Genomic DNA, 26,539 nt, shown 5'->3' with positions numbered 1-26,539 from the left:
CCTGACGAAGAGGTGCCCCCGTCGTCGCGATCAGCCTCCGCTCATGACCGAGTACGCTGTCACCGGCATGCTCCACATGAGTGCGAGTGCGATGGTGCATCGGGATGTCGATACGACCCGGTCGGCGCGACTGACATGCGGGCTACATAATCGCCCGCTAAGCGCGCCCGCGTCGGACCGGCACCCATGCGCCGGATCTGGGGGATCGGGCGCGTATAACGGATGACAGACGGGGCGAAGGGCCGCCGCACCGGCACGGGTCAGGTGCGGGGATGACGCTGTTGCTGGCGATCGCTCTGGCCGGGAGCGTGCAGGACGATCCCGTCCTGGCGGTCGACCTGCCCGCCGGCCCCGTCGCCGCCGGTCTCGACCGGCTGGCGCGGCAAGCGGGACAGGCGCTGGTCGCGCGGCCCGCCGATCTGGCGGGGCGTCACGCCCCCCGGTTGCGCGGCGCGATGCGGCTGTCGACCGCGCTCGATCGCTGGTGCCGGCCGGCGGGACTGTCCTGCCGCCAGCGTGCCGGCGGGATCGTCGTCCGCCGCGCCATTCCACGACCGCCCGAAGCGCGCCCCGCCCCGGCCGCCCCGCCCCCCGTTATCGGTGCGGAGGTGATCGTCTCCGGCCGGCGCGGCACCAGCGTGCAGGGCGAATTGGAGCGAAGCTATTCCGCGTCACAGATCGCGACCGTGGAGCTTGCCCGCCGCGCGCCGCAGAGTCTGGCCGAGCTGCTGTCGGGCCTGCCGGGGCTATGGGTGGACAATTCGGCCGGGGTCGCGGCGAACACGATCCGCGTGCGCGGCATCCCGCTCGACGGGTATCAGGCGATCGCGGTGCAGGAGGACGGCCTGCCGGTGCAGCATGACACGCTGCCCTGGACCGATATCGACCAGTTCATCCGCCCCGACCTGATGATCGAGACGGCCGATTATGTGCGCGGCGGCCCCTCGGCGGTGTTCGCCAGCAATGCGCCGGGCGGCATCCTGAACCTGCGCAGCCGGGCGCCGACTGCGCGGCGATCGGCGGAGACCCGGCTTACCCTCACCGATTACGGCCTGGCGCGGTGGGAGGGCTATGTCGCCGGCCCCATCGCGCCGGGCTGGCGCGCGATCGTCGGCGGGATGGCCACCCGCGACCCCAGCGTCCGCCGCATCGCCTCGACGCTGGGCGGGGGGCAGGTGCGGGCGCGGGTCGACCATGATCTGCCGCAGGGCGGCACGTTGACGCTGGCGCTGCATCTGCTGGACGACGACACGCTCAACATCTCGTCCTTTCCGATGCGCTATGATCGCGGCCGCCTGTCGCCATTGCCCGGTTTCGATCCCCGGCGGGGGAGCTTCTTCGGACCCGATTTCGCCACGCTCGACTTCGCGGCGCTGGGCACGCGACCATTGGGCCGCAACAACCGCAATCGCCTGGCCATGCCCTCGCTTGCGTGGAGCCAGCCGCTGGGCGCGGGCAAGCTGACCCTGCGCGCGCATTACCGCGCCTCGCATACCGAGCGTTACGCCCTGTCCTCCTCGGGCAGTGCGGTTCCGGCGGCGGACATGCTGACCCAGGCCCTGCCCCGCCTGATCGCCGCCTTTCCCGACACGGCCAGCGTCGCGCTGTGCCATGCGGGCGACGGCACGCCCTTCGCCGCGCTGCCGGGCAATGACCGCGTCACCATCCTCAACCCGGTCGCGGCCGATACCCGGCTGCATGAGGCGATCGCCGACCTGTCCTATTCGCGCGCGCTGGACGCGGCGGGGCATCATGACCTGACGCTGGGCGTCTATGGCGTCGGCTATGACTGGCACTTCGCCCGCGCCGTCGCGCGTGCGCTGGTCGAGGCGCGCGAGCAGGGGCGGCGGCTCGATCTGGTCGCGCTGGATGTTAACGGTCGGGCGATCGGCCGGCTCACCGATCGGGGCTTGCTGACCGCCGGTTCGACCTATGAGGCGCTGGAGGGGCGACAGCGCATGGTCGCGCTCTATGCGGCGGACGAATGGCAGGTCGCGCCGCGCTGGCGGATCGACTGGGGCCTGCGCCACGAACGCGCGCGCCTGTCCGCCCGGATCGAGCGGCCCGCGATCCGCGACGGTGGCGATCCGGAGACACTGGCCGACGACCGGCTGATGATCGGATCGGGCCTGTGGGACGATCGCCGCCAGCCGCTGGCGCGGACCGCCGCGACCGTCGCGCTGCATTGGCGTGCCGGTGAGGCGCTGGGGAGTTTCGCGCGGCTGACCCGCGCGATGCGGCTACCCGATCCCGGCGTCTTTCGCATCGGTAGCACCGACGCCCCGCGCGCGCTGACCATCGAACAGGCCGAGCTTGGCCTGATCTGGCGGCGCGGCGCTTTCGGCCTCGACGCGACCGCCTTCGCCAGCCGCTTTCCCAATATCGGCCTGCCCAATCTGTCGCTCGATCCCGCCACCGGCGGGGTGCAGGTCGGGCAATATGACGCGACCGCGCGGACGCTGGGATTGGAACTCGCCGGCCGGGTCGAGCCGATCCCCGGCCTGTCGCTGCGCGGCACCGCGACGTGGCAGGACCCGCGCCTGCTCTCCTATCGCCTGTCGAGCATCATCGATGGCCGCCCGGTCGTCACCGACCTCAGCGGCCGCCTGCCCCGCCGCGTACCGCAATGGATGGGCCGCCTGTCCGCCAGCTGGATCGCGCCCGACACCGGCGTCACGCTCGATGGCGACGTGTCGACGATGGGCCGCCGCTTCGCCGATGATGCCAACACGCTGGCGCTGCCCGGCTTCGCCATTGTCGATCTGGGCGCGAGCTGGGCGGCGACGCCCGCCCTAACTATGCGGCTACGCGCCACCAACATCCTCGACCGGATCGCGGTGATGCAGGGCGACGCGCTGGGCGGCGAGGTCCGCGCCAGCGATGCCGGCGGCGTCATCACCGTTCGCGCCCAGCAGGGCCGCGTCATCGCGCTCAGCGCGGATTGGCGGCTGTGAGCGTCCGGCGATAGGCCGACAGCTCCTGCACCGCCGCCGCCATGTCGCGGCGGAAGGCGGCATCGCCATGCTCGCGCGCCACCACCGCGCTCGCTGCCAGATAGCCGCCCTCGACCGCGCTCAGGCTGTGCGCGCCGCAGATCCAGCGGCTGTCGCCATAGTCGCGGCCACGCGCCAGGATCGCTTGCGCCCGGTCGGGCAACAACTCGGCCATGATCAGCGCGAAGCCCCAGCCATGCGCGGTATGCCCCGAGGGATAATCGCCATTGGCGATCAGCGAGGGCGTGCGCGGCTCGCAGATGGGCAGGTCGGTGCCGATGAACGGTCGCGCGGACTGCCAATAGGCCTTGCCCGCCCGGATCGCCGCCGACCGATCGGCATCGAAGCGCGCGATCAGCGCTTTGGTCACCGGCAGCCGTGCCCAGTCCGGGCGAAAGCCCAGCGCGCCGGCGAAACGCTCACCCAGGTCGCTCGATACGTCCGCCGTCGCCTGCTGCCAGCGCGGCGAGCCCTGCATCGCGCGGCTGTCACGGAATATCTGTGCGTCCGAGCGCGCACGCGGCGAGCCGGCGGCGGGCGGCCCGGGCAGAATGGTCGCCAGGTCCAGCCCCTCGCCCGCGCGCAGATAACCGCTCGTGTCCCGCGCCCCGGCCGGAGCCGACAGCATCATGATTGCCGCCAGACCCGCCCGCCATGACATCACCCGCATATTCCGCTCCATGCCCAAGATGTGATCCGTGTCCCCAAGAGTATCGCAAAGATGTAACGGGGACAGCCATGGCCCGACAATTTTGCGAAAGGTCCGACATCGCCAGCGATGTAACAAAAACGCCATAAATGTCTTAAAACTTTTACAAAAATCCTTGTCCCCGTTTGTCGGCCGCTCCCGTCTTCCCCCGCGATCGTCCGCATGGCCGGGCGAGCTATTGGATTTCCTTGGGGGGTATTTCGTGACGAAGTGGACGAAGAGGGCGCTGCTGCTGGCGTCGAGCACGCTGTTCGCGGTGCAGCCGGCGCTTGCGCAGGATATGGGGGCGCAGGATGGGGCGGCGCAGGATGCGACCGCGCCGGATCAGGGCAGCCCGACGAATGCGGCGGGCGACGTCATCGTCACCGGCTATCGCACCAGCCTGGCCGCCGCGCGCAATTCCAAGCGCGAGGCGACGATCATCAAGGATTCGATCTCGGCCTCCGACATCGCCGCCTTTCCCGACCTGAACCTCGCCGAAGCGCTGCAGCGCCTGCCCGGCGTCGCGATCAACCGCGAGGCAGGCGAAGGTCGCCGGATTTCGCTGCGCGGCCTGGGTCCCGACTTCACCCGCGTCCAGCTCGACGGCATGGAAGTGCTGGGCAATGTCGACTCGCCGCAGGACAGCCGTGGCCAGACGACACGCGACCGCGCCTTCGACTTCAACCTGTTCGCCGCCGAACTGTTCAACCATGTCGATGTCGAGAAGTCCTACCAGGCCAGGCAGACCGAGGGCGGCCTGGCCGGCACCGTCGGCCTCTATACCGCGCGGCCGTTCGACCATAAGGGCGACAAGGTGGCCTTCTCGGCGCAGGGCGGCACCAACTCGCTGACCCGCGATTTCCAGCCGCGGCTGACCGGCCTGATCTCGAAGAACTGGGGTGATTTCGGCATTCTCGTCTCGGCCGCCTATAGCCGCCGCAACACCCGCGAAGAGGGCTTCGATACCTATCGCTGGCGCCGCAACAAGGCCAATGGCAGCGACCTGTCGCGCCTGACCGCCGCCGAGCGGGCCAAGATCAATTCGGGCGACCTGCTGTTCCCGCGCGGCAACCGCCTGTCGGTGTGGGACAGCACGCAGGAGCGGATCGGCCTCACCAGCTCGGCCCAGTGGAACCCGACCGACAAGGTCCATCTGACGCTCGACGGGCTGTACGGCCAGTTCAAGGGCGACCGGTTCGAGACCCATCTCGCCTCGCGCGGCGGCGGCAGCTCGACCTGGCTGGGCGGCGGCGAGACCTTTGCCGGCACCGTCTATCCCAATTCGCGCGTCAACGCGATCCAGTGGAACGACCGCAACGAGGTGGTCTATCTTGACGTCAGCGGCGGCAAGGCGTCGACCGAGACCCGCGTCCAGAACACCAAGAACATCTTCAAACAGCTCGTCCTGTCGGGCGACGCCGAGCTGGCCGACGGCCTGACCTTCACCTGGCTGGGCGGTGTCGAGCGGTCGGGCTATGCGATGCCGGTCAACGACAAGTTCACCCTGGAAGGGTTCGGCGACGTCATCTCCGACTATCGCGGCGGCACCTATTCGATGGTCAACACCTATAAGTTCAACACCGCCGATCCCAATTTCTGGCACGCCAAGCGGCTGTATGCGAACAAGACCTATCAGGACACGGCGTTCGACAACGTCAAGGGCCGCTTCGACTACAAGGTCACGGCCGACGACACGATCAGCGTCGGCGGCGAATGGCGGCGGTTCGGCAATTCGGGCTATTATGCCGAACAGGACAATATCCTGACCAGCGGCTTCGTGTCGGGAAAGGTCAACGCCAATCCCAGCGCCTATGCGCAGACCTATACCGGTTATTCGGGCCAGGACTGGACGATCGTCGACTTCCCCAAGATGCTTCAGACGCTGGGCATCGACCGGTCGCAATATCTGACCAACAAGCTGGGCGTGTTCGCGGTCGAGGAGCGGACGGGTGCCGCCTTCGTCCAATATGACTGGAACCATATCCTGGCCGGCGTGCCGTTCCGCGGCAATATCGGCGCGCGCTATTATCGGACCACTGTCACCTCGGACGGTCTGGCCAGCGTCGGCCCGATTACGGTGCGCGGCGAGTATGAAGGCGTGCTGCCCGCCGCCAACCTGATCTTCGAGCTGGATCAGGGCCTGATGGTCCGTTTCGCCGCGTCGAAGAACATCAACCGCCCCTCGCTGGGCGCGCTGGCGGTCAACGGCTCGGTCAACAACGACAATGGCAATATCACCGTGTCGCTGGGCAACCCCAATCTGCGTCCTTACAAGTCGACCGATTTCGACATCTCGACCGAATATTATTTCGGCTCGGTCGGCTATGTCGCCGCCGCGCTCTTCTACAAGACGCTCGACGGCTATATCTCGACCCAGACGGTCAACAATGTGCCCTATGCGCAGACCGGGCTGCCCGACAATCTCTATCCGGGCGTCACCGGCAGCACGATCGTCGACAGCTATTCGCGGCCCGTCAACCTGCTCAAGACCAACCTGTTCGGCGTCGAGCTGTCCGGCCAGACCGACTTCAAGTTCCTGCCCGCGCCCTTCGACCGGCTGGGGACGGCGGTGAACTTCACCTATGTCGACTCGCGGCTCGACTATTCGAAGATCTACACCGGCAGCATCGCGACCACGCTGGAGGGGCTGAGCAAGTACAACGCCAACGCTACCCTCTATTACCAGGACAAGGCGTTCGACGCGCGCGTCTCGGCCAATTATCGCAGCGGCTATATCTTCAGCGCCTCGCCGGTGCTGACCGCGCTCGGCCCCGATCATGACGTGACCGGGTTCGAGGGCACGGTCTATGTCGATATGTCGGCGCATTATGCACTTACGAAGAACGTCCAGCTGACGCTGAACGGCATCAACCTGACCAACCAGCGCGAGCGGCAATATTCGAACAGCACCAGGCGGCTCTATGTCGTGACCCGTTCGGGCACGACGCTGCTCGGCGGTGTCCGGGTCAGCTTCTGATCCCGATGCCTCTTGATGTCCCGCCGCCGCGGGGTATCGAAATCACCGCGCGTCGGCCCCTGGCGGGGTCGGCGCGCGCCGTTTTTCGACAAGGAATGTCCCCGGATGCCCTGCAACCGGCTCTTCATGGACGGGACCGAATGACCGGATCGGCGGCCTGGGTCGTCGAAGGGCGGTCGCGTCTGCTGACCTATGTCCGCCGGCGCATTCGCGAGCCCGAACAGGCCGAGGATATCGTGCAGGAGGCGATCATGCGCGTCATCGAACAGGAGGGCAAACAGGTGATCGAACAGCCGCTCGCCTATGCCTTTCGCGTGGCGGACTCGGTCATCCATGGCCGCGCCCGGCGGCCTGCGCCCGATACCGGGCCGGTCGATGTCGACCTCGCCTGCGCGCTGCCGCTGGCCGACGAGGTGCTCGACTATCGCCAGCGCTTCGGCCGTTTCCAGACCGCGCTCGCCGCCTTGCCGCCGCAACGCCGCGCGGTGTTCGTCGAGCGGCATCTGGAGGGCAAGTCGCGCAGCCAGATCGCCGAGGAGATGAACATCAGCGTCGAAGCCGTGAAGAAGCATCTGGTCCGCGCCATGATCGATCTGGCCGGCTGTATCGACGACCTGCCCATACGCCTCGGCGGGATCGTGGCGCATGACTGATTCCCTGACACAGGCGCAGCTGGAGCAGGCCGCCGACTGGGCCGATCGACTCGACACGCTGTCGCCCGACGAACGCGGTGAACTGGGCCGCTGGCTGCACGCCTCGCCCGATCACCGCGCGGCACTGGCGCGCATGGTCCGGCTGCTGGGCGACCCCGCGCTGTTCGAGGTCGTCGAGCAGGCGCGGCGTGAGGCGATCCCGCCGCTGCCCGCGATGACCGAACCTCGGCCCGCCCGACGCTGGCCGGCCCGGATCGCCCGTCCCGTTCGCCGGCGGGTGGCGGTCGGCATCGCCGCCGCGCTGGCCGCCGCCGTTGCGACGCCGCTCATCTGGCGTGCCGCCGCACCCGAGCAGGCCGAGACCGTCCGTCTCTACGCCAGCGCCATCGGCCAGCAGCGGCAAGTGGCCTTACCCGACGGATCGGACATGACGCTCGACGCCGCCTCGCGCGTCGCCATCGCCTTTTCGGACGCGGCCCGCGACCTGACGTTGCGATCGGGTGCCGCACGGTTCGAGGTACGGCACGACGCCGACCGCCCCTTCGCCGTGTCCACGCCCGAAGGACAAATGGTCGCACTCGGCACCAATTTCAGCGTCGATCGCGGCGCGGAGCATAGCGAACTGCGTGTGTTTCGCGGCCGCGTTCGGCTGACCGTGCCCGGCCAGCCGTCCGTCATCGTCACCGCCGGACATTGGGCGGAGGCCGGGGCCGGCCCCGTCATCGTCCATGACTTCGATGTTGGCGGCTATCAGGGCTGGCAGGACCGCTGGCTGAGCGGCGACCGCATCCGCCTGGGCGACGCTATCGCGCGGCTGGGCCGCTATAGCGACCGTCCGATCCGTCTCGCCGACCCGGCGCTGGCGAACGAGACGTTCAACGGCCGTTTCCGACTCGATCGACCGGTGGAAAGCCTGACGCTGATCGGCGAATTGTTCGACATGCCCCTCGATCGACGCGGACATGTCCTTCGCCTCGGGCCGAAGCGCCGCGACTGACCAAATTCGACAAATTTTTCCGCCCGCGAGGGCAAATCTTATCTCTTCTGGACAGACACGCCGTGCGTCCGAAATTGAAATATATATGTTTTCCCGTAGGTTAGACGGACACAAACCCCCTAAATCGTTTTCGAGGCTCAACGAAGCCTTTACCGCCTTTCCGCTACGGCTGGCGACATGACCGACCGTTCCGACCCGAATCGCTATCTCCGCATTGAAGGGCGGCAGGCGGAACTGGGCATGTATATCCATGCATTGCACTGTGCGTGGCTGGACAATCCGTTCTGGCGCACCAGCTTCCTGCTCACCGAGCAGGGCGACCGCGAGCAGATTCACGAGTCGATCCCGCATGTCACCATCGACCTGACCAAGGGGCGCGGCCTGACGCTGACCCGCGCCGCCCCCATCGCCGAGGACAGCCCGCCCCCGCCCGCCAAGGTCGCGCGCATCCGGCCGCCCCGACGCAAGCCGCGCACCGATGTCGAAATGGCGACCGCGCTGACCGAGCATGCGACCGCCACCGTTTCCCGCCTGTACGGCGAGGCGCGGCTGGGTCATTCGATCCATGTCCCCGACCTGACGCCCGTGGTCGAGGAGATCGCGCAGTTCATCGCCAAGGGGTCGGCCACCATGCTGGCGGTCACCCGGCTGAAGGACGGCGATCAATATACCTATATCCACTCGGTCGCGGTCGCGACGCTGATGATGGGGCTGGCCCGGCATCTGGGCCTGCCCAAGGACGACATCCGCATCGCGGGCATGGCCGGCCTGCTCCACGACATCGGCAAGATGCATGTCGCGCCCGCGATCGTCGACAAGGCGGGCAAGCTGACGATCAACGAACTGGCCGAGATGCGCCAGCATCCGCGCCTGGGCTATGACGTGCTGGTGGGGATCGAGGATCTCGACCCGCGCATCGTCGATGTGTGCCGCCACCATCACGAGAAGATGGACGGCACCGGCTATCCCGATGGGCTTCGCGACGACCAGCTCAGCGTGTTCGTGCGCATGTCGGCGATCTGCGACGTCTATGACGCGGTGACCTCGATCCGCCCGTACAAGCGCGCTTGGTCGCCGCACGAGGCGCTGGCGCGCATGGCATCGTGGCAAGGGCATCTCGATCCCGAGATGCTGCGCGCCTTCATCGCCAGCCTGGGCATCCAGCCCTATGGCGCGCTGGTGCGGCTGCATTCCAACCGGCTGGGGCTGGTGGTGCGCGAGGGCGACTGCCCGCTGACGCCGATCGTGCGCACCTTCTTCCACATCCCCGACCAGCAGCCCCTGCCGCCCGAGGATGTCGCGACCGCCACCGACCCGATCCTGCGCGGCGAGCGCGGCGATTACTGGTTCGGCGAGCGCTGGCCCGCCATCTATGACGAGATCATGGCGCAGGCCGCGCTGCCCGATCCGCCCCGGCGGCGGCTGGCGGGCGGCACCGCCTGATCTACCCGGCGACACGCCTTTCGCGCGATGGCGCGGGGGCGGCGGAGCATGTATGGCGCAGGCATGATCCGCCTCAGTGAATTGAAACTGCCTCTCCACCATGCGGACGAGGCTCTGCCCGCCGCCATCTGTCGCCGCCTGCGCGTGACGCCGCGCGACATGATCCGCTTCACCATCGCCCGGCGCGGCCATGATGCGCGCGACAAGAACAATATCCAGCTCGTCTATTCGGTCGACGTCACGCTGAAGAACGAACCCGCGGTGCTGGAGCGCTTCCGTCGCGACCGCGATGTGCAGCGCACCCCCGACCAGCGTTATCACCTGCCCAGCGCGCCGCCGGCCGGCGCCAAGCGTCCGGTGGTGATCGGTGCCGGCCCGTGCGGCCTGTTCGCCGCGCTGATCCTGGCGCAGGCCGGACATCGCCCCATCATCCTGGAACGCGGCAAGGTGGTGCGCGAACGCACCCAGGACACCTGGGGCCTGTGGCGGCGCAGCGTGCTGAACCCCGAATCCAACGTGCAGTATGGCGAAGGCGGCGCGGGCACCTTTTCGGACGGCAAGCTCTACAGCCGGATCAAGGACCCGCGCCACCTGAACCGCAAGGTGCTGACCGAGTTCGTCAAGGCGGGCGCGCCGCCCGAAATCCTGACCGAGGCGCATCCGCATATCGGCACCTTCCGCCTGGTCACGATGGTCGAGAGCATGCGCGCGACCATCGAGGAACTGGGCGGTGAATATCGTTTCTCCACCCGGGTCGACGGACTGGACGTCGAGACCGACGGATCGGGCGAACGGCGGGTGCGCGGGCTCCATCTGAACGGCGGCGGCTATCTGGAGGCCGATCATGTCGTCCTCGCCATCGGGCACAGCGCGCGCGACAGTTTCGAGATGCTGCAGGCGGCGGGCGTCCATGTCGAGGCCAAGCCCTTTTCGATCGGCGTGCGGATCGAGCATCCGCAAGGGTGGATCGACCGGGCACGTTTCGGGCATCAGGCGGGGCATCCGATCCTGGGCGCGGCCGAATATCATATCTCGCACCACTGCTCGAACGGGCGCACCGTCTACAGCTTCTGCATGTGCCCCGGCGGCACGGTGGTCGCCGCGACCAGCGAAGAGGGCCGCGTCGCGACCAACGGCATGAGCCAATATTCGCGCAACGAGCGCAACGCCAATTCCGGCTTCGTCGTCGCGATCGATCCGGAGCGCGATTATCCCGGCGATCCGCTGGCCGGGATCAAGCTGCAACGCGTGCTGGAGGAACAGGCCTTCGTCGCGGGCGGCTCGAACTACAAGGCACCGGCGCAGCGGGTCGGCGACTTCCTGGCGGGACGCCCCTCGACCAGCCTGGGATCGGTCACCCCCTCCTACCGCCCCGGCGTGACGCCGACCGACCTGTCGCAATGCCTGCCCGATTTCGTGATCGCCGCGATGCGCGAGGCGATCCCCGCCTTTGGCCGGCAGATCGCAGGCTACGACCATCCCGATGTGGTGATGACGGGCGTTGAGACGCGCACCTCCTCACCGGTCCGCTTCACGCGCGGCGAGGACGGGCACAGCCTGAACACGCGCGGGCTGTTCCCGGCGGGCGAAGGCGCGGGCTATGCCGGCGGCATCCTGTCGGCGGCGGTGGACGGGATCAAGACGGCCGAGGCGGTGGCGCGCAGCATCGGCACCGCGTGAAGATCTTCTTCGACGGCGGCCACCGCCCCGGCGGCATGGAATATGCCGTCGTGCTGGGCGGGCAGGTCCATATCGCCCGCGACCTGGGGCCGGGGACGAGCATGACCGCCGAGTGGCTCGCGCTGATCGCCGCGACACGGTTGGCGCATGAGGCGGGGCTGGCCGATGCGGTGCTGCTGGGCGATGCGGCGGCAGTGATCGCGCAGGCGCTGGGCGACGTGCGCGTGCCGCCGGCGCACCGGGCGCAGTTCCAGCTCTGGTCCGATCTCCCCCGCCCGCCCGGCCGCTTCCGCCTGCGTCACATCAAACGGACGCAGAATCTGGCGGGCATCGCGCTTGCCCGGGCGGCGCTTCGCCAGTCGACTGGCTGAGCGTCACCGCATCGCGAAGGTGCGCGACAGGCCGTGATAGAGCTTTTCGCGGCACACCAGCTGGCTGACCCCGTCGGCGATGAAGGCGGCGGCGAACATCGGCAACATCAGGCCACGGCTGGCGGTCGTCTCCGACAGGATGATCACGGCGGTCAGCGGCGCGCGGACCACCCCGGCAAAATAGCCGACCATGCCCAGGATCACGATCGCCGAGGCGGGCGAGCCGGGAAAGATCGAGCAGAGCAGATTGCCCAGCCCCGCACCGACCGACAGCGACGGCGCGAAGATACCGCCGGGCAACCCCGCAACCGCCGTCGCCAGCGTGGCGAGGAATTTGGCGGGCCCGAACCACAGTGGTGCATCGACCCCGACGATCATCGCGCGCGCCGCGCCGTAACCGGTGCCCCAGGTCAGCCCGGTGCCGACGCCCAGCCCCGCGACGACCAGGCCGCAGATGCCGGCGAACAGGACGGGACGCTGCTTGCTCCACCGCGTCAGCCCGTTGGTGCCGGTTGCCATCGCCAGCATCAGCCGCGCGAAACCGCCCCCCGCCAATCCACCGACGATACCCGCGACCGGGGCCGCGACCAGCGCGGTCAGGATCGGCATATGTGCACCGATCAGCCCGAAATAGACATAGTCCCCCTGCACCGACTGCGCGACCATGCCCGCGATCGCGATCGCGGCGATGACCAGCAGCGTGACCTTCTGCTCATAGGCGGAGGCCAGTTCCTCGATCGCGAAGAGCAGCCCCGCCAGCGGCGTGTTGAACGCCGCCGCGACACCGGCCGCGCCCCCCGCGATCAGCACCGCGCCGCGCAAGGGCACCCCCAGGATACGGTGCGTCAGCCCCATGATGGCGGCGGCGATCTGCACCGTCGGCCCCTCGCGCCCGACCGAGGCGCCGCCCAGCACCGCCGCCAGCGTCAGCCCGGCCTTGCCGACGACGGTGCGGACCGACACCAGCCCCTGCGTCGCGCGTTCGGGATCGGCCTGCGCCGCCATCACCTGCGGAATGCCCGAGCCGCGCGCCAGCGGGACATAGCGGCGGGTGATCCACACCAGCGCGGCGAACAACAGGGGCGTGATCACCAGCGGCGCCCAGTGATAGCGCGCGGCGAAATGGCCGAACATCTCGCTCGCCATGTCCGCGCCCTTCGCGAACAAGGTCGCCGCCAGGCCGATCGCCACCGCGCCGATCAGGATCGCCAGCCGCGTCCGGAACTTGACCGAGCGCGGCCCCTGTCGGCGCAGCAGCGCGCGGTAACGGGCGGGCGTCCAGGTCCGGTATCCGGGGCGGGGCGGGTGCGACTCGGCCATGCTCCGGCTGTACGGCGGCGACCGCGTCGTGACCAGCGGCACGACCCCGCCCCCCGGCTGGCACGGATCATCGACCGGGCCATGACGGAATGCGCCGGCCTCCATCCATGTTATGGCAGCCTCCCTCGCCTGTCGCTCTACTCGGATCGGACAGGCAAGGAGGTACGTCGTGCCACTCCACCATCGCCGCATCCTGATCGTCGAGGACGAATATATGCTCGCCTTCGACCTGCAGACCGAATTGGAAGACGCCGGGGCGGTGGTCATCGGCCCCGAGCCCTCGGTCGCGCGCGCGCTGTCGCGGATCGACCGGGAGGCGCGGATCGATGCCGCGCTGCTCGACATCAACCTGCGCGGCGAAATGGCCTTTCCGGTCGCCGATGCGCTGGCGGCGCGGCACATCCCGTTCCTGTTCGCCAGCGGCTATGACGACACGGTCATCGGCACCCGCTATCCGGGGGTCGACCGGTGCAACAAGCCGTTCAGCAAGCCGTTGTTGCTGGGTTCGCTCGGCCGGTTGCTGGATGCGGCGCCCGCGCGCCACCCCTGACCAGCGGCCGAAAGGAGATGGTCGATGACTCCCCCCGTGACGCCCGATGGCCGCTATATCGTGGTGCGCGGCCGGCTGTGGCGGCGGGCCAACCCGAACCTGCCGGAGGATGAGCGTCAGGCGCATGTCGATGCCCTGATGCGCGCGCGGCGGGCCGTCCGCGACGCGCTGGCGGGGGATGATGCCGAGGCGCTTCGCGCCGCGCGGGCGGCGGTGAACGAGGCCAAGGTGGCGCTGGGTGAGCGGGGGCCGACCTGGTGGCCGGGCGATGAGGATCTGAACCGGCACATGGCGCGCAACACCCGCTATGCCGACTGGTACGCCGCGCTCGACCCGTCGCAGCACCGCTGAACCAACCGCGACGGCGATCGGTTCTGTCTGCTCCAGATCAGGAGACGAGGCAGAATGGCGAGGATGACGCTGAACGGGTTGGAGATGGCCTATACCGATACCGGTCCCCGCAACGGCCCGGCGGTGCTGTTGCTGCATGGCTGGCCCGACGATGCCTCGACCTGGGATGCGGTGGTCAGCGTGCTGGCGGGTGCGGGCCTTCGCGTGATCGTGCCGACCTTGCGCGGCGTCGGCGAAACGCGATTCCGCCGCGCCGACATCCCCCGCACCGGCGACAGCGCGATCCTGGCGCTGGATGCGATCGCGCTGATGGACGGGCTGGGCATCACCCGCTTCCAGGTCGCCGGGCATGACTGGGGCAGCAATATCGCCGAGGCGCTGGCGGTCGGCTGGCCGACGCGGGTCGAGCGGATGGCGATGCTCAGCACCCCGCCCCGGCTGGGCGGCATGCCCACACCGTCCTTCGCACAGGCGCAGCGCCAATGGTATCACTGGTTCATGGCGACCGCGCGCGGCGCGCAGGCGGTGCGCGACGACCGCAAGGGTTTTGCGCATATCAACTGGACCAACTGGTCGCCACCGGGCTGGTTCGATCAGGCGACCTTCGACCGGGTTGCGACGTCGTTCGAGAATCCCGACTGGGCGGCGGTGACGATCCACAGCTATCGCGCGCGCTGGGACGAGGCCAAGCCCGATCCCGCCGGGCGGTGGCTGGCCGAACGCGTCAAGGCGAAGAAGAGCCTGTCGCTTCCCACCCTCTATATTCATGGCGACCGCGACGGGGTGAACCCGCCTTCGACGGCGGACGATGTAGCGGCCAAATTCACCGGGCCGTTCGCCCGGATCACGCTGTCCGGCGTCGGTCACTTCCCGCAGCGCGAGCGCCCCGAGGCGGCGGCGCAGGCGCTACGCCGGCTGTTCACCGGTGACGCCAGCCTGTTCCCGGCAGAAGCCGTGCCGGCAAAGCCGGTGTCGCTGGCGCTGGGCGTCGCCGCGATCGGACTGGCGGTCACGGTCGCCGGGATCGTCGGCAGCCGCCGTCAGGCGGCGGGGCAGTAGCTGCGCAGGAACGCCGCATGGGGCGGGATCGGCGCGATCGCCTCCTCGATCTGGCGATCCAGCCCCGTCAGCGACTCCCGCAACGCCTGGGGGCTGAGCATTCGCACGATCTGGTGATGCGCGCGCGGCATCAGCCCCTGGCCCAGCATCACCGACACCCAAGAATCGATGCGGAAGAGGTCGTCCTGCCCCTGCCACGCGCCCGCGCTTTCGACGAACAGCGCGATGCGTTCCTTTAGGCTGTCAGGTAGCGGCATATCGGCGCACCGCTTCCAGAAGGGGGAGTCGTCGCGCTCGGTCTGGGCGTAATGCAGGATGATGAAGTCGCGGATATGCGCCCATTCATGCGCCGACTGGGCGTTGAACCGCGCCGCCAGCGCACCCGTATCGCTGCCACGAAACGGGAAGGACTGGATCAGCCGCATCACCGCGATCATCACCAGATGGATGCTGGTCGATTCCAGCGGCTCGATGAACCCCGCCGCCAACCCCAGCGCGACGCAATTGCGGTTCCACGCACGCCGCCGCACGCCCGCACGGAATCGCAAAGGGCGCGGATCGAACAACGGCCGCCCCTCGATCGCGCCGAGCAGGGTCGCCGTGGCTTCGTCATCGCTCATATGATCGCCGGCATAGACCAGGCCGTTGCCGACGCGCGTCTGAAGCGGGATCTGCCAGCGCCAGCCGGCACGGTGCGCGATGGCGCGGGTATAGGGCACGGGTTCGCGCACCGCCTCGGTCTGCACCGCCAGCGCGCGGTCGCAGGCCAGCCATTGGCTCCAATCCTCGAACCCCGTCTCCAGCGCCCCTTCGATCAGCAGCGCACGAAAGCCGGTGCAGTCGATGAACAGGTCGCCCGCGATCCGCTCACCGCGTTCGAGATGCAGCGCGGCGATGTCCCCGCCCTCACCGTCGCGCTCGACACGCGTGATCCGCCCCTCGACCCGGCGCACCCCCGCCGGCTCGGCGATGGCGCGCAGGAAGCGCGCATAGGCGGTGGCATCGAGATGATAGGCATAGGCCAGCGTCTCGTTCGCATCGCGCGCGAACCGCCCCGCCGCCGCGGCCCGCGCCTCACGCGAATAATCGGTGTAATCGCGCCCGAAGCCCTGGGCGCGCGCCTCCAGCCAGAAATGCTGGAAATCGGCGATCGGGATCGACCGACCCACCGTGCCGAAGGGATGGAAATAGCGCGCACCCACTTCGTGCCAATTCTCGAACGCGATGCCCAGCTTGAACGTGGCCTGGGTCGCGGACATGAACGCCGCCTCGTCCACCCCCAGAAAGGCGTGGAAGCTGCGTGCGGTGGGGATGGTCGACTCGCCGACGCCGACCGTGCCGATCTCATCCGATTCGATCAGCGTGACGTCGACCAGCGGCCCCAGCTGCCGCACCAGCGCGGTGGCCGCCAGCCAGCCGGCGGTGCCGCCCCCTGCGATGACGACACGGGTGGGCGGGGGCGTGTCGCTCATCGATTCAACCTATGCAGCAGATAGGCGCGCAGCCGTCGCGCACCCTGATCATCCAGCGGGGCGAGCGGCCCGTGCACCGCCGGCGGCAGATGGCCGGTCACCGCCTCGTCGGGCCCAAAGACATAATGGTCGAGGATCACGCGCCAGGCCTGTTTCTCCGCTGCCGGCCGGTCGCGCAGCGACAGGATCGCGTGCATCACCGTGTCCATCGGGCTGTCGAGGAAGTCGGGCGCGGCGTTCCACCAGTAATTCACGAGGACGTTGAAATCGTCCAGCGCCTCGACATGATGCCACCAGAGCGCGGGATAGACGAGCAGATCGCCGGGGCCGAGTTCGGCCACCTGCGCATGGGCGACCGCCTCGGCGAAGCGGGGAAAGCGGTCGAAATCGGGCGCGGCGAAATCGACCATGCTCACCACCTGCCCGCCCGGCGTCGGCGCCAGCGGCCCCGGATAGAGATTGCCGATCTGGTCGGGCGGAAACAGCGTGAAGCGGCGATGCCCGACTGCGCAGATCGCGGCATTGTTCGCCATGTCGTAATGCGCCGAGGCGATGGTGCGGTTGCCGATCCAGATGCTGGCGAGCGGCGGATGCTGCGCGAACAACGCCCCCGCCGGCGTGAGTTCATTCTCGGTCCGAAAGCCGGGCAGATAGGTGTCGAGATCGGTCGACCCCATATAATAGGCCGTACCCGACCGGTCGCCGAGCAGCCGATCGAGAAACTCGGGCAAGGCGAAGGGCCGCGCCTGGAAATTCAGCGCGGTGCCGCTGGCATCGTAATGGAAACGCCCCCGGATCGCAGGGTCGCCGATATAGCCGGTGACCGGCCGTCCCTGATCGAAGCGGCGCAGATAGTCCGCCGCCGCCCCATCGGAGTGCTTGCCCTCGCGCACCAGCGGCCAGTCGGCGGCATGGCCGCGCAGGATGACCGGCACGCCGTCCGCGACCAGCGCCGCCAGGTCGGGCGCGCCGTCCGCCGCAATTTCGTGGACCCGCGCCGCCACGGGCAGGCGGTCAGCCATGCGCGTCCTGCCGGATCTTGCGATCGATCAGATGGCGCAGATTGCCCAGCGACGAGGCGATCCAGATGGCGGGGCGCAGATGGTCCTGCGCGTGCAACATCGCCAGCGTCTCAGGGTCGAGCGCCGCCAGCCGGTCGGTGTCGACGGTCAGGCAATCGGGGATATTGTAGCGCCGCCCCTCGTCCAGATCGAGTTGCAGCAGCGCAGGCGTCAGCAACCCCGCCCCCTCCAGCGCGTCGAACAGCTCGGCCTCGGTCTGCACCCCGACATAGATGCGCTGGAGCATCGCCGAGACATGGTCGAGCAGCGGTGCGTTGCCGCCATGGTCGCGAAAGACGGCCATGCCTTCCGGGGTCAGGCGCGGATGATCGGGATCGACGAACACCATCGGCGCGCCGTCCGCGTCATGCCCGATCGAGAACGGCCCGCGCGCCCGCGTCGCGGGAATATAGCGCGCGTCCCAACGCTCCCCATCGAGGAACAGATTCTCGTCGGGGTCGAGGCCGAGCAGCACCGTGGCATAGAGCCTGTCGCTCTCGTCCCGGCGCAGCAGGATCGCATAGTCGCGCTGCAATTCCTCGAACTCGGGCGGGAAGACGCGCGTCTGGTTGATCGCGTCGCCGTAACGCGCGTGATGACCGACCGCGACGCGAAGGTCGCGGTGGTCGACATTGTTGAGCAGCACGAAGGTCATGATCGCACTCTATACCCGGAAGACCGCCGGGGGGGCAGCGGCCTTCCGAGTTCCGGCATCAGAAGCGGTAGCGCGCACCGACCAGATAGCGGGCGGAGCCTTCCGCCAGATACCAGGTGTTCATGCGGTCGCGACCATAGGTCTGGACGCCCTCCTCCGTCAGGTTGATCGCCTCGAAGCCGAGCGCGAAGCGCGGCGTCAGGTCGAAGCTCATCGAAAGGTCGAGCTGGCCATAAGGTGCGGTGAAGACCGGGTTGCGGTCGCCGCCACGGTTGATGTCGCTCAGGAACTTGTCACGCCAGTTGTACGACAGGCGCATCGAGATGCCGTGCTTGTCGTAGATCAGCGTGGCATTGGCGGTATCCGACAGGCCGACCAGCGCGAAGGTGTTGACCGTCGGATCGGCGGCGATGTCGATGCCGATATTGCCGCGCACCAGCGTGTAGCTGGCGGCGAGGCCGAAGCCGGTCTCGCCCAGGAAATACTGGCCCGCCAGCTCGACGCCATAGATATGCGCGTCGCGGTTGTTGATCGGCGTGTTGACCGCGAAGTTGAACAGCGGATCGCTGGCGTTCGGGCTGACATCCAGGGCACCCAGCACCTGGTCGACGAACCCCTGGTTCAGCGCGCGGCTCTGGGTGTTGTAGTTCGCGCCGAACTGCGCATTGGTCGCCGCGACATTGCCGCCATTCTGCTGGAGCAGCGCGGTGTAGGTGAACAGGTTCACGTCCGTAATGTCGGCGCCGAAGGTGCCGGTCAGCTGCTCCTTCGCCACGCCCGAGCGCGTGCCCGCCGCGCCCGAGGTCGCATCGCGCAGGCCGAACAGGTTGCGGTTGACGACCGTGTTGCCGATAAAATTATGCACCCGCTTGTCGAAGAAGCCCGCCGACAGGAACACGTCCTTGCGCGGATACCATTCCAGCGTGACGTCGATATTGTCGGCCGACAGCGGCAGCAGCCCGGTGTTGTTGGCCGAGCCCGTGGCGATGCCGCCGATCGCGGTCGGCCGCCCCGGCGCGCCGACACCGGTCGAGGCGAACAGATTGCCGTAAGGCGCACGCGAGATCGTCTTGCTGTACGAGGCGCGGGCGAACAGATTGTCCATCACCTCCAGCTTGGCGTCGATCGCGGGCAGCCAGTTGCTGTACGATCCGCGCGCCGTGATCGCCTGACGGTCGGTGCTGTTCTGGACGACGAAGTCGTTGTCGGCGGTCCAGACGATGGCCAGCGGCACCGGCTGGAGCGAGACCGCGCTGACCTTGGTATTCTCGTACCGCAGGCCGGCGACGATCTGCGCGGTGCGGCCGAAGACGGTGCCGTTCCAGGTCCCCTGGAGATAGCCGGCCCAGATATTCTCTCGCACCGAATTATCGCTGTTGGCGTCGATATTGTTGCGATGGTCGACGCCGTCGTTGGTCACGCCGATATAATGGTTGAACAGCGTGTTGTAGAGCTTGGTCGCGTCCTGCGTGCGGAACGCGATCTGGGTGTTCGCGTCGGCGTTCGGGTTGTTATGCTCGAACTTGCAGGTGTTGCAGAACTGGAAGACCTGGCCCGGGGCCAGCTGCGCGACGTCGGGCGGCAGCGAGTTGCCCCAGTCGCCCAGCACCTGGCGGGTGTTGTACTGGGTCTGGCGCGTGGTGGTGGTGCGATAGTCGCCACCGGCGTCGAAGCGGAACTGGTCGTTCAGCTCCCACCCGGCATCGGCGCGAATTTCCTTGATCCGCTGCGTCTGGTTCGACGCGAACTGGCGCTGCACCGCGCTCGACAGATCGCCGACATCGAGGATGCCGTTGCCATTGCCCTTGATGAAGCTCTGCCCCGTAGGCGTCGTGCTGCGCGTGCCATCATTGATGGCCAGCGTCTGCTGCGGGAAGCCGTCGGGCGTCCAGAACAGGCTGTGCGCCGCCACGACCGGCGCGTTGATCGCGACGGTGGTCGAGGTCTGGCCGTTGGGATTGTCCGGCGCGCTCTGCGCCTCGCCGATATGGCCGTCGATCGACAGGCTGAAGCGGTCGGTCGGCTTCCATTCGATATTGCCGCCGAAATCGTACAGCTTGTTCTTCTGCGCGCGGTACGCCTGCTCGAACGCGGCGTCCTTCACGCCGTTGATCGTCTCGGCCAGGAATTGCGTCGTGGCGATGCCGTTGCTGGCATCGTCGAACGTCACTTCGCCGAACGGACGGTTGAACCAGTTGGACTGGCTCGACCGGCGCTCCGACTGGCGGAGCTGCGCGTAGAGGCCATCGGCGGTGAAGGTCAGCGTCTCGGTCGGGCGGAATTGGATGATCGCCTGGCCGTTGATGCGCTCGCGGCTGGCCTCCGAGAAGTGATAGCGGAAGTCGTTGGGGACCGAGACCAGCGGGTTGCCGGTCGGGCGGTTGTTGATCTTGGTCGCCGCGTTCACGAACCCGTTGGACGGGTTCAGGAAGTCACTCAGCGAGCGGATGTTCCAGTTATCCGGCGCGACGCTGGCGAAGCTGAAATTGCGCTTCTGATAGCTGCCGAACAGCGACACGCCGAAGCGCTGCTCGCTGTCGGACCAGCCGACCGTGCCCGACGCCTCGGGCGTGACACGCGCGCCGCAGTCGATGCAGTCGGCCGAGCTGTTGTCATAGCTGCCCTTGACGCCCAGCGAGCCGATGAAGCCGGTATCGGCCGCATCGAGCGGACGGCGGCTGACCACGTTGATCGTCGCGCCGATCCCGCCCGAGGGGATGGCCGCGCGACCGGTCTTGTAGACCTCCAGCGTCTTCACGCCTTCGGAGGCGAGGTTGGAGAAGTCGAACGACCGGCCGAAGCCGCCCGCGCCGTCGCCGCCCTGGTCGCCGCCGACCGCGACGATGTTCGAGGTGGCCAGCTGACGCCCGTTGAGCGTGACGAGGTTGTACTGTGCGCCGAAGCCGCGCACCGTGACGGTCGAGCCTTCGCCGTTGCGCCGGTCGATCGACACGCCGGTGATACGCTGCAGCGACTCGGCCAGGTTGGTGTTGGCGAACTTGCCGATGTCCTCGGCGCTGATCGCGTCGACGACGCCGTTCGAGTCGCGCTTGATCGCGATCGAGCGCTCCAGCGAAGCGCGGACACCGGTGACGACGATATCGCCGCTATTGGTTTCGGGCTGGGCGTTGGTGGGGCTGGCCTCGCCAGCGGGGGGCGGCGGATTGCCGGTATCGGCCTGCGGTGTGCCCTGCTGCGGATCGCCGGCGGCGACCTGTGCCTGGGCGTGGCCGGCCAGCAACAGCCCGGCGCTCAGCCCCAGTATCGATGTCGAGCGCACGAGTGCGCGCGCAAGCGTCTTCCCCTTCATCCCACCTCTCCCTGTTCACGACGTCATGGCGCCGCTGTGTTCTGCCCGGCCGTTCATCGGCCAAGTCTTTGTATCAAAGCCTTGCTATACCGACCGACATCGGTGTCAACGAAATTGCCACCCACCTATGTCGGTCGGATCGATCAGTTGGTCGACTGTGCTCCCGCCGCCACAGTCACATCGCCCGACGCCACGGGATGCTCGGCATCGGTGGCCAGCGTCAGGCGATAGCGACCCGGCGCGGTGGCCCAGCCGCTGCCCTTGGTCCAGCGTGCCAGGATGCGCGGATCGGCGGCGATCGAGATTTGCCGCGTCTCGCCCGGCGCCAGCGTCACCCGCTGGAACCCGGCCAGCCGCAGCGGCCCCTGCCCCTGGCCGGTGACATATATCTGCGGCACGACGACGCCCGCGCGCTTGCCACTATTGGTGACCGCCACCGCGACCGCCGGGGCGGCGCCACCGGTAAAGCGTGGGCTGCCGAAGCGGAATCGGGTGTAGCTGAGGCCATGGCCGAACGGGAATAGCGGCCGGTCGCCGCGCGCGGCATACCAGCGATAGCCGACATCGCTGCCCTCCTGATAATCGACCGGGAAGGGAGCGAGGTCGCCGGTGTCGACGACGCCCGCATTGCTCGACGCATCGGTCAGCGCGGTCACGCCGGCGGGCAGGACCGGGCGCGGACGCGGCAGTTGCGCGATGGCGCGCGGGAAGCTGATCGGCAGGCGGCCGGAGGCGTCGACCTGTCCGAACAGCACGCGCGCGATCGCCTCGCCACCGCGCTGGCCGGGATACCAGGCCTGGACGATGCCGGCGACATCATTCACCCAGGGCATCAGCACCGGGCCACCCGTCTCCAGCACGACCACGCTGCGCGGATTGGCCTTGGCCACCGCCGCGATCACCGCATCCTGATTGTCGGGCAGCGACAGCGAGGGGGCATCCTGCGCCTCGGTCTGCCACTGGGTGGCGAAGACGATGGCGACATCGGCGGCCTTGGCGGCGGCGGCCGCCGCCGCCGGATCGCGCCCGTCGACGAAGCTCACCTGCGCGTCCGGTGCCGCCGCCCGGATCGCGCGCAGCGGCGACGAGCTGTGATAGGTGATCCGCGCGAAGGACGCCGCCGCGCCCTTGGTCAGCGGAATCTCGATCGGCACGCCACCGACCGAGCGCACCTGGCTCGACCCGCCGCCCGACAGCACGCCGACATCGGCATGGCCGCCGATCACCACGATCCGCTTGGCGCTCGCCGCCAGCGGCAGGACGTCGCGGTCGTTCTTCAGAAGGACGATCCCGGCCTCGGCGGTGCGCTGGGCGACATCGGCATGCGCGGCATAGTCGATCGCCTGCGCGGTCGCGGGCGTGGGATCGTCGTACAGCCCGCTGGCGATGACGCCGGTCAGGATGCGCGTCACCATCTCGTCGAGCCGCGCCTCGGGTACGCGACCGGCCGCGATCGCGTCGGCGAGCGGCTGGCCGAAATAGATCTGCTTGTCGAGTTCCTGCCCCGATTCCTGGTCGAGCCCGGCGAGCGCGGCCTTCTCGGTCGAATGGACGCCGCCCCAGTCGCTCATGACGAAGCCCGGATAGCGCCATTCGCCGCGCAATATGTCGGTCAGGAGGAAGCGGTTCTCGCAGGCATAGTCGCCGTTGATCTTGTTATAGGCGCACATGACCGATCCCGGCCGACCGCCGTCGATCGCGATCTTGAACGCCAACAAGTCACTCTCGCGCAAGGCCTTTTCGTCGATCCGCGCATCCAGGATGTTGCGCCCCGTCTCCTGCGCGTTGAGGACGTAATGCTTGACCGTCGAGACGATGTGGTTCGATTCGACGCCCCGGATCGACTCGCCCGCCATGATGCCGGCCAGCAGCGGGTCCTCGCCCAGATATTCGAAATTGCGGCCGTTCCAGGCGTCGCGCGTCAGGTTGACCCCGCCCGCGAGCAGCACGTTGAAGGTCTTGGCCCGCGCTTCCGCGCCGATCATCGCGCCGCCGGCATAGGCGATGGCGGGATCGAAACTGGCCGCCGTGGTCAGGCTGGAGGGCAAGGCGGTGGCGGTATCACCTTTGCGCTGTTCGACCTGGTTGGCCACGCCGAGGCTGGCGTCGCTCTCCCGCAGCGTCGGCACGCCCAGCCGGGGGACGCCCGGCACATAGCCCGCCGACGGAATCATGTCGGCATGGCGTTCCTTGGTCATCGGCGGGAACAGGCCATGGACATAGGCGAGCTTTTCGGCGCGCGTCATCGCCTTGACCAGCGCGCGCGCGCGCTCGGCGGCGGGCGCAGCCGTGTTGCGCCACACGCCATCGACCGGGGCCGCCTGCTGCGCCGACAGGGCGACGGGGGCGGCGCCGACGAGAAGGGCGGCGGCAAAAGCGAGGCGATAGGTCATGAACGGCTCCTGGCGGTCGGGGTCGAACAGGAGCGCAAGGGCCCATGGCGAACGGAGGCCAAGCCCCCTGCCCGCACATGATCCTCTCCCGGTGAAACCCCGTTTCGCCATCGATGTTCGGCGTGTATGACATCGATGTCAACGCCAAATCGGTGATGATGGCGTGGGCGATGTCTGCCCAAGGCCGGGACAGGGTCGTGCCGCCTCACGCGTTGCGGGCGGGTCGGCCCTGGCTAAAATGGACAGAATATGCGGCCTTCTCCGATTCCCCTCCCCTCCGGTGCGCCGCGATGAAGCCGCTGACCATCAAGGACGTGGCGCGTCAGGCGGGCGTCTCGCCCAAGACCGTGTCGCGCGTCATCAATGGCGAGGCGCATGTCCGCCCCGAAGTGCGCGAGGCGGTGGCGCGCGTCGTCGCCGAGATGAACTATCAGCCCAACGCCTTTGCGCGCGGGCTGTCGAGCACGCGCTCCTTCCTGATCGGGCTGTTCTTCGACGATCCGGCGTGCAGCTATGCCAATGACGTGCTGCTGGGCGCGCTGGGGCGGGCGCGGGCGCTGGGCCGGCATCTGGTGATCGAGACGGTGGCGTTCGACCGGGCGGACTGGCGCGAGCGGCTGGAGGAAAGCCTGCGCGGCCTGCGGCTGGGCGGGGCGATCCTGACGCCGCCGATCGGCGACCGCGACGACCTGATCGCGATCTTCGAACGGCATGACGTGCCGGTCGTGCGGATCGCGCCGGGCACCCACACCGCGCGCACCCCGCGCGTCTGGATGGACGACCGCGCGGCGGCGCGCACCATGACCGAGCATCTGCTGGCGCAGGGGCATCGCCGGATCGGCTTCGTGCGCGGCAATCCGCAGCACACGGCATCCGAGCGGCGCTGGATGGGCTTTTACGAGGCGATGACCGATTTCGGCATCGTGCCCGACATGGCGCATGTGGCGCAGGGCGACTTCACTTTCCGCTCCGGCCTGCTGGCCGCCGAGACGCTGTTGCGCGGGGCCAACCCGCCCAGCGCGATCTTCGCCAGCAATGACGAAATGGCGCTGGGCGTGCTGACCGCCGCCAGTGCCGCGCAGATCGCGGTGCCGCAATCGCTCGCCATCGCGGGGTTCGACGATGCGCAACTGGCGCGCATGGCCTGGCCGCAGCTGACCACGATCCGCCAGCCCAATGTCGAAATGGCCGCCGCCGCGATCGACCTGCTGGTCGACCGGCCACCCGATGACGGCGTCATGCCCGCGCTGGAGCTTCCCTATGAACTGGTCGTCAGGGCCAGCTCGCGCGTCGAGGACGCGCGCGAGGTCCAGCCGAAACCCCAGACCGGCAGGTAACAGGCGGCGGGCAAAAGCAACGCGGGCAGCAACCCGATCCGGTCGGCGAGCAGCCCGGTCAGCAGCGGCACGACCGCGCCGCCCACCACCGCGACGCACAGCACCATGCCGCCGGCCGGCGCCTCCTCGGGCCGGGCGGGCAGCGCGAGGACGTAGATGGTCGGGTACATGATCGAATTGGCGATCCCGACCGCCAGCAACGCGACCGTCGCCGCCATGCCCTGCCCCAGCAAGGCCGCCAGCACGAGGCAGGGTGCCAGCGTCGCCGCCGCGGCAAGCAGCAGCGCCGGTGCCATCCGCCGCAACAGCCACGCGCCCGCGAACCGCCCGACCATCGCCCCGCCCCAGTACAGCGCGACCAGCCGCGCGGCGGCGACGGGTGACCAGCCCCCGCCATGGCGGGTCATCAGAAAGTCGGTCAGCAGCGCACCGATCGTCACCTCCGCCCCCACATAGGCGAAGATCGCCAGCGCCCCGCCCTGCAACCGCCGGTTGCGCAGCGCCGCCATCCATCGCCCGCGCGCACGCGCCTTGGGCGCCAGCCCGGCCAGCAGGTCGCGGTAACGCGCAAAACCCAACGCCAGCCCCGCCAGCACCAGCGCCGCCAGTCCGAAGGGCAAGGCGGGCAGCCAGCCGCCGGCCCGCACCGTCGCGGGGATCAGCGTGCTCGCCCCCAGCACCGGGCCGATGACGGTGCCCAGTGAGTTGAATCCCTGAAGCAGATTCAGCCGCGTCGCCGCCAGCCGGGGATCGCCCGCCATCGTCACCGCATTGTTGCTGGCGATCTGGAGGAAGGTCGCCCCCGTCGACAGCGCGAGCAGCGCGAGCAGGACGGCCGCATAGACCTGCGTCCCCAGCCCGAGGATCAGCAGCCCGCTGCCCAGCGCCATGATCGCGAGGCCCGTCGCATTGGCGCGCATATAGCCGGCCTGCGCGACCAGCGCGGCGGCGGGAAAGGCGAACAGCAGATAGCTGGAAAAGGAGGCGAACTGCACCGCGCTCGCGGCACCATAGCCCAGCCCCCAGGCGAGGCGCACGCGCGGCACCAGCAGGCTGATCGACGACGCGACGAAGCCGCCGATGAAGAACACCCCGATCGACAGCCGGAACAGCAAGGTCGCCGTCCGCGCCGCATCGCCCTGGGGCGCGAATTGAGATGCGGCGGGCGGATCGCACGGGGACATGGCCCCCTGCCTATCAGCTTTTGTCACGCCGCCAACACCGGC

The 26,539-nt window shown here is 68.5% G+C and carries 19 protein-coding genes; 11 read left to right on the top strand and 8 right to left on the bottom strand.

Annotated elements, in window-relative coordinates:
- Window positions 1-272: 272 nt before the first annotated feature.
- Entirely contained in the window at window positions 273-2,954 is a 2,682-nt protein-coding gene (locus tag ACQHGV_RS01240) for a TonB-dependent receptor (protein WP_440979137.1), read from the top strand.
- Here the strand turns inward: ACQHGV_RS01240 and ACQHGV_RS01235 are convergent.
- The gene (locus tag ACQHGV_RS01235) at window positions 2,932-3,663 is read right to left on the bottom strand and encodes an acid phosphatase (protein ID WP_440979136.1); all 732 of its coding nucleotides are present in this window, start codon (window positions 3,661-3,663) and stop codon (window positions 2,932-2,934) included. The genes ACQHGV_RS01240 and ACQHGV_RS01235 overlap by 23 nt on opposite strands.
- Before the next feature lie 241 nt (window positions 3,664-3,904).
- Here ACQHGV_RS01235 and ACQHGV_RS01230 point away from each other — a divergent pair, with 241 nt between their 5' ends.
- The 6 genes from ACQHGV_RS01230 to ACQHGV_RS01205 all read left to right on the top strand — a co-directional run bounded on the left by ACQHGV_RS01230 (window position 3,905) and on the right by ACQHGV_RS01205 (window position 11,805).
- Window positions 3,905-6,661 carry a TonB-dependent receptor gene (locus ACQHGV_RS01230; protein ID WP_440979135.1) on the top strand — a complete coding sequence of 919 codons (2,757 nt, stop codon included), beginning with the start codon at window positions 3,905-3,907 and terminating at the stop codon, window positions 6,659-6,661.
- Between the two features lie 140 nt (window positions 6,662-6,801).
- Window positions 6,802-7,314, top strand: coding sequence for a sigma-70 family RNA polymerase sigma factor (locus tag ACQHGV_RS01225; protein WP_440979134.1), 513 nt, complete (start codon window positions 6,802-6,804; stop codon window positions 7,312-7,314).
- Window positions 7,307-8,311 carry a FecR family protein gene (locus ACQHGV_RS01220; RefSeq protein WP_440979133.1) on the top strand — a complete coding sequence of 335 codons (1,005 nt, stop codon included), beginning with the start codon at window positions 7,307-7,309 and terminating at the stop codon, window positions 8,309-8,311. Before ACQHGV_RS01225 ends, ACQHGV_RS01220 begins: the two co-directional genes overlap by 8 nt.
- 177 nt (window positions 8,312-8,488) lie before the next feature.
- A complete protein-coding gene (locus tag ACQHGV_RS01215) occupies window positions 8,489-9,754 on the top strand; it encodes an HD-GYP domain-containing protein (protein WP_440979132.1) in 1,266 nt (421 codons plus the stop codon).
- Window positions 9,755-9,817: 63 nt separating this feature from the next.
- Complete coding sequence (locus tag ACQHGV_RS01210) at window positions 9,818-11,434, top strand: NAD(P)/FAD-dependent oxidoreductase (protein ID WP_440979131.1); 1,617 nt, start codon at window positions 9,818-9,820, stop codon at window positions 11,432-11,434.
- Window positions 11,431-11,805: a reverse transcriptase-like protein gene (locus tag ACQHGV_RS01205; protein WP_440979130.1), complete on the top strand. Its 375-nt coding sequence runs from the start codon at window positions 11,431-11,433 to the stop codon at window positions 11,803-11,805. Before ACQHGV_RS01210 ends, ACQHGV_RS01205 begins: the two co-directional genes overlap by 4 nt.
- A gap of 3 nt (window positions 11,806-11,808) precedes the next feature.
- On the opposite strand, the gene ACQHGV_RS01200 is transcribed toward ACQHGV_RS01205, so the two are convergent.
- Window positions 11,809-13,125 (bottom strand): chloride channel protein, encoded by a 1,317-nt coding sequence (locus ACQHGV_RS01200; RefSeq protein ID WP_183951351.1) that lies wholly within the window; start codon window positions 13,123-13,125, stop codon window positions 11,809-11,811.
- Window positions 13,126-13,294: 169 nt separating this feature from the next.
- On the opposite strand from ACQHGV_RS01200, the gene ACQHGV_RS01195 reads away from it, so the two are divergent.
- The 3 genes from ACQHGV_RS01195 to ACQHGV_RS01185 are packed head-to-tail and all read left to right on the top strand — an operon-like array spanning window position 13,295 to window position 15,085.
- Window positions 13,295-13,675, top strand: coding sequence for a response regulator (locus tag ACQHGV_RS01195; RefSeq protein ID WP_183951283.1), 381 nt, complete (start codon window positions 13,295-13,297; stop codon window positions 13,673-13,675).
- Window positions 13,676-13,699: 24 nt separating this feature from the next.
- Window positions 13,700-14,026 carry a hypothetical protein gene (locus ACQHGV_RS01190; RefSeq protein WP_440979129.1) on the top strand — a complete coding sequence of 109 codons (327 nt, stop codon included), beginning with the start codon at window positions 13,700-13,702 and terminating at the stop codon, window positions 14,024-14,026.
- 54 nt (window positions 14,027-14,080) lie between these two features.
- A complete protein-coding gene (locus ACQHGV_RS01185; protein WP_440979128.1) occupies window positions 14,081-15,085 on the top strand; it encodes an alpha/beta fold hydrolase in 1,005 nt (334 codons plus the stop codon).
- On the opposite strand, the gene ACQHGV_RS01180 is transcribed toward ACQHGV_RS01185, so the two are convergent.
- From ACQHGV_RS01180 to ACQHGV_RS01160, 5 genes are all read right to left on the bottom strand, one after another.
- On the bottom strand, window positions 15,067-16,557 hold the full coding sequence (locus ACQHGV_RS01180; protein WP_440979127.1) for a tryptophan halogenase family protein: 1,491 nt from the start codon (window positions 16,555-16,557) through the stop codon (window positions 15,067-15,069). The two genes, ACQHGV_RS01185 and ACQHGV_RS01180, sit on opposite strands and share 19 nt — an antisense overlap.
- Window positions 16,554-17,579, bottom strand: coding sequence for a cupin-like domain-containing protein (locus tag ACQHGV_RS01175; RefSeq protein ID WP_440979126.1), 1,026 nt, complete (start codon window positions 17,577-17,579; stop codon window positions 16,554-16,556). The genes ACQHGV_RS01180 and ACQHGV_RS01175 overlap by 4 nt, the downstream gene beginning before the upstream one ends.
- Window positions 17,572-18,273 (bottom strand): SapC family protein, encoded by a 702-nt coding sequence (locus ACQHGV_RS01170; RefSeq protein ID WP_440979125.1) that lies wholly within the window; start codon window positions 18,271-18,273, stop codon window positions 17,572-17,574. The genes ACQHGV_RS01175 and ACQHGV_RS01170 overlap by 8 nt, the downstream gene beginning before the upstream one ends.
- A 58-nt stretch (window positions 18,274-18,331) precedes the next feature.
- Window positions 18,332-21,583, bottom strand: coding sequence for a TonB-dependent receptor (locus tag ACQHGV_RS01165; protein WP_440979124.1), 3,252 nt, complete (start codon window positions 21,581-21,583; stop codon window positions 18,332-18,334).
- Window positions 21,584-21,726: 143 nt separating this feature from the next.
- Entirely contained in the window at window positions 21,727-23,976 is a 2,250-nt protein-coding gene (locus ACQHGV_RS01160) for a beta-glucosidase family protein (RefSeq protein WP_440979123.1), read from the bottom strand.
- Between the two features lie 290 nt (window positions 23,977-24,266).
- Between ACQHGV_RS01160 and ACQHGV_RS01155 the strand changes: the two genes are divergently transcribed.
- Window positions 24,267-25,313, top strand: a complete 1,047-nt coding sequence (locus ACQHGV_RS01155) for a LacI family DNA-binding transcriptional regulator (protein ID WP_183951276.1) — start codon at window positions 24,267-24,269, stop codon at window positions 25,311-25,313.
- Here ACQHGV_RS01155 and ACQHGV_RS01150 read toward each other — a convergent pair.
- Window positions 25,235-26,497, bottom strand: coding sequence for an MFS transporter (locus tag ACQHGV_RS01150; protein WP_440979122.1), 1,263 nt, complete (start codon window positions 26,495-26,497; stop codon window positions 25,235-25,237). The genes ACQHGV_RS01155 and ACQHGV_RS01150 overlap by 79 nt on opposite strands.
- Between the last annotated feature and the right edge of the window lie 42 nt (window positions 26,498-26,539).

This window comes from Sphingomonas pseudosanguinis (assembly GCF_052056765.1).
In the GTDB taxonomy this organism is placed as follows: Bacteria; Pseudomonadota; Alphaproteobacteria; order Sphingomonadales; family Sphingomonadaceae; genus Sphingomonas; species Sphingomonas pseudosanguinis.
The sequence above is the reverse complement of the archived record's forward strand: the minus strand, read 5'-3'. Positions and strand labels throughout refer to the sequence as shown.